Annotated in this window: 1 pseudogene; it reads left to right on the forward strand. The window is 42.5% G+C overall.

The features are described 5' to 3' along the window. Positions 1–91: 91 nt before the first annotated feature. A pseudogene (ppc, locus tag G468_RS21760) lies at positions 92–2,083 on the forward strand (phosphoenolpyruvate carboxylase); the annotation flags it as partial. Positions 2,084–2,244 lie beyond the last annotated feature (161 nt).

Raw genomic sequence — 2,244 nt, forward strand, 5'->3', positions numbered from 1 at the left:
ATGTACATAGAGCAGAGTATAAAAGACGAGAAGGGAATTGCCTAGAAATAGAGCGCCTTTGCCGCGATGCTCACGCCAAAGGCGTGCTTATGTTCCTGCTTTTTTACGTGAACTTAATGAACAGCTTGAAACAAGTTTGGCGATTAATTTGCCTGTTGACACGAATTTGATCCGCTTTACTTCCTGGATGGGAGGAGATCGTGATGGCAATCCCTTTGTTACCGCCGCTGTCACGCGAGAAGTGCTTTTATTGAGTCGCTGGAAAGCAGCTGAACTTTTTTTAGCTGACATTCAAATCTTAGTCTCTGAATTATCGATGTCAGAAGCAACGCCTGAGCTGCGACAATTAGCTGGTGGTGATGATATTGATGAGCCTTATCGTCAGATTGCTAAAGGTTTACGTAGCCGTTTACGTAGTACACTCGATTATCTGGACAGTTGTATTAAAGGTGAAAAGGTCTTACCACCTGAAGACTATCTTTATGATAATCAACAGCTTTGGCAACCACTTTATACTTGTTATCAATCTCTTATTGCCTGCGGTATGCCAATTATAGCCAATGGACAATTACTGGATACCTTACGCCGCATTCGTTGTTTTGGTTTGCAATTAGTACGGATTGATATCCGGCAGGAGAGTAGCCGCCACACTAATGCATTAGCAGAGTTGCTCAATTACCTCGAGTTAGGCGACTATAAAAATTGGTCAGAGGAAGAAAAACAGACTTTTCTATTAGCTGAACTCAATTCTAAACGGCCACTTTGCCCAAAAAATTGGCAGCCTAGTGCAGAAACGCAAGAAGTATTAGCTACTTGTCAGGTAATTGCCGATTCACCGACAGATGCTATTGCCGCTTATGTTATCTCTATGGCAAAAGTGCCATCTGATGTATTAGCGGTAAAATTGTTGCTTAAAGAAAGCGGATGTTCATTAAAACTGCCAGTGGTACCACTATTTGAAACCCTAGATGATTTAAATAATGCTGAAAGCGTAATGCAAAAATTGCTTACCATTCCTTGGTATCGTCAGATTATTGACAATAAACAAATGGTAATGATCGGTTACTCGGATTCAGCCAAAGATGCCGGTGTGATGGCGGCTTCGTGGGCTCAGTATTGCGCTCAAGAAGCGCTGATTAAACTTTGTGACAAAGAAAAAGTTAAATTAACCTTATTCCATGGTCGTGGTGGTACTGTGGGACGCGGCGGAGCACCCGCACATTCAGCATTGTTGTCTCAGCCACCTGGTAGTTTAAAAGGCGGATTAAGAGCCACCGAGCAAGGAGAAATGATCCGCTTCAAGTATGGCTTACCGCAAGTGACGATGAGTAGTTTATTTATTTATACTAGCGCAATACTGGAAGCGAATTTATTGCCACCACCACAACCAAAACCCGAATGGCGTGCGGTTATGGAAATATTATCTGATATCTCATGTAATATGTATCGCGATTATGTCTGCCAAAAACCGGATTTTGTTCCCTATTTTCGCGCTGCCACACCAGAGCTCGAATTAGCTAAGTTACCACTAGGGTCTAGGCCGACAAAACGTCGTCAGGACGGTGGCGTATAGACACTGCGGGCTATTCCCTGGATTTTTGCCTGGTCGCAAAATCGCTTAATGTTACCTGCTTGGTTAGGCGCAGGGGCAGCATTGCAGCATGTGATTGATAGTGGTATGAAATCAGTGCTTGATGATATGTGGCATGACTGGCCTTTCTTTAAGACTCGTATTGCGATGTTAGAGATGGTTTTTGCTAAAGCTGATTTATGGTTAGCTGAATATTATGATCAGCGGCTGGTTGAAAAACGGCTTTGGCCATTAGGTAAAGAGTTACGTCAACAGTTGGCGCAAGATATTAACAGTGTACTTGCTATCTCGAAAGATAAAACATTAATGGCGGATCTACCGTGGATTGCAGAATCCGTTGCCTTAAGAAATGTTTATACCGATCCTTTAAATGTCTTACAGGCCGAATTATTGCATCGCTCTCGACAACAGCAAAAACCGGATCCCTACATTGAACAAGCGCTAATGGTGACGATTGCCGGCATTGCTGCAGGCATGCGTAATACCGGCTAACTTTTGTTCAAAACAGCCAATTAGCTGCTTTTGCAGCTATTTTTTGCTATGGCGAGTTTGCTAGCATTATTTAGTATGAAATACTGATTATGATCATCGAAATAATCATACTTATTAATGAAGGGAGTTCATGGTTAGGAATCTCAATCAATACAGTAAGG

Origin of the sequence: Arsenophonus nasoniae DSM 15247 (genome assembly GCF_000429565.1) — a bacterium.
Lineage (GTDB): Bacteria > Pseudomonadota > Gammaproteobacteria > Enterobacterales > Enterobacteriaceae > Arsenophonus > Arsenophonus nasoniae.